At 57.7% G+C, this 2078-nt stretch carries 2 protein-coding genes; both read left to right on the top strand.

Annotated elements, in window-relative coordinates:
- Nucleotides 1-1335: thioesterase domain-containing protein (locus WCJ41_RS21710; protein WP_336907920.1), on the top strand; the 1335-nt coding region annotated here is incomplete at its 5' end.
- A 507-nt stretch (nucleotides 1336-1842) separates the two neighbouring features.
- The coding region (locus tag WCJ41_RS21705) for a hypothetical protein (RefSeq protein ID WP_336907919.1) at nucleotides 1843-2078 on the top strand (236 nt) is incomplete at its 3' end.

The following is a 2078-nucleotide window of genomic DNA, read 5'->3' as shown; positions in this document are numbered from 1 at the left end:
AAGAAGCCGCGGGCTCTGCGCGACGATGACCAGGCCCAGCGTGACGCTGCGGACGGGGCGCACGATGCGGCTTTCGGATCGGAGGTAACTCCACGAGCTGGCAAAACGCCGACCCCCATTTCAGTTTCTGGCGGCGCCGAGGCGGGCCACTTCATGTGCCGCCTGATGGCGACGGCACCCGAAGAGCGGCATGGCTTGATCGCGGGCTTCTTGCTGGGCGAACTGCAAGACTTGCTTAGCCTTGCATCCCTGCCTGACCCAAAAACAAGTTTTCTTGATCTCGGTATGGACAGCCTCCTGGCTGTTCAATTCTTCAATCGTCTCGCGAGCGATGCTGGCTCATCGACGACACTTCGCAACACAGTTATCTTCGAGTATCCATCGGTCGATGAGCTCGCCCGGTATCTCAGTGAGAACCTAAAGACTGGCGTACCGAACGCCGTTTCCTCCGTCGGTTACCGACCAGTCATCAACTACGGATCATCAAGCCTCAAGAAGCCATATACGCTGTGTTGCCTTCACGACATCACCGGGCAGGCGTTTGGGTATTCCAATCTGATCTCTCCGCTTGATGATCTTGCGAGTGTGATAGGCATTCAGAGCCCTAGTCCGATGGACGGCCAATCGTCATTCGACACGTATGGCGATATGATCGAAGCCTATTCGCATGCGATTAAGGTTGAGGTTGAGGACGGACAGCCGCTGGTGCTGCTCGGTTGGTCCATGGGAGGGGTCATCGCGCATGATCTTGCATGTTGTCTCAGCAGAGAGGGCCGCAAGCTTGATGGACTAGTCATCCTCGATGCACCTTCTGAGTCAACTGAGATGGAACAGCTTTTACATCGGCTGATGGCGCTGGACGATTCTGCTGCTATCGAGAGGGCTCGAGAGCTTTTTCTCGTGTGCCGTGATTTCGAAGAGTTCATCATCAATCTGGCCGACGGGCAACTGGGTGTTGATGCAGGTGGGTCCGACCGGTTGAAGCATGCTGCCTTGTTGCTGCCTGGGTGGACTAATCAGCGGCGTGCCGTGGACCAAGTGAGTGAATCGCAACTCGAACCACTTCTCCGCATGTTTCATCGCAACATGCTCCTGATGAGCGAAAGATCCGGTATTCCCAATGGGTACTTCCCTGGCCCGGCGTTCTTGATCCGTGCCCTTGAAACCCAGGATATGCTCTCTGGTCAGACTCTCGGATGGGACAACTACTGTGACCGCGTAGACGTCAAAGACGTTCGGTTTTCCCACGTCAGTCTTATGGGCAAGCAGGCAGCTGCTGCTATTGGCCGAGCGATTGGGAATTGGCTTGAGACACTTAAAAGTTATGAAATCTAATCATGTTTTGGGGGAGTCAGACAAAGAGCCAGTGGGGCCCGGAGCAATAACCGACAGTCATGCTCGTAGGGGGAAAGAAAAAGGCGGCGTATCCGGCTGTGGCATGTTCACCAACAGCAGCCAGCGACGGGGCCGACAGGATGCGCCACTCATGCGAAGCTTTACGGTTCGCGGATCGAGTCGTCCATCAGATCGCAAGCGGTCGAAAAGACGGGATCGCCAAGAGGAGAGCGAGGCAGTCAGGAGTGAGGCGGTCGCGTCGGCAATCGCCGAGGATGGCCGCAGCGCCTTCGACGCATATGTCCGTTCACTTGCGGAGGAGCCGCCCGTTCGAGGATTTGATTCCGTGGCTCTACCTCAGGAGACTCTCGGCGGGCGAGTTCCCGGAGGCCCTACAGGCCTTGCTCAGGGGTTCAGCCCAACGTCGTCGTTTGACTCAGACTGCGTGTAACTGCCTCTCGAAGGTCCGGGAAGCCCTGCGACGTCCCGGCGGAGCACTGGGGCCACGTGCGTACGAACAACCCCATCGAGAGCACCTTCTCGACGATCCGCTTGCGGCATCACCGCATGAAGGGCAGCGGCTCGAGAAAGGCTAGCCTTGACCTGCCCCCCTTCAACGGCACCACTTTCAGAGGGAGTTGCGCTACCCGCCGATTCCTGCAGCGACACTCACCTCTGTCTTGGCTTGGGCTGATCGGCTTGCGTCTGCATGGCAAACGCATGGGCCGCTCGGATCGTGCGCA

The sequence above is a fragment of the Aestuariivirga sp. genome (assembly GCF_037139295.1).
In the GTDB taxonomy this organism is placed as follows: domain Bacteria; phylum Pseudomonadota; class Alphaproteobacteria; order Rhizobiales; family Aestuariivirgaceae; genus Aestuariivirga.
Note: the sequence above shows the minus strand (reverse complement) of the source record. Positions and strands in the feature narration are given on the sequence as shown.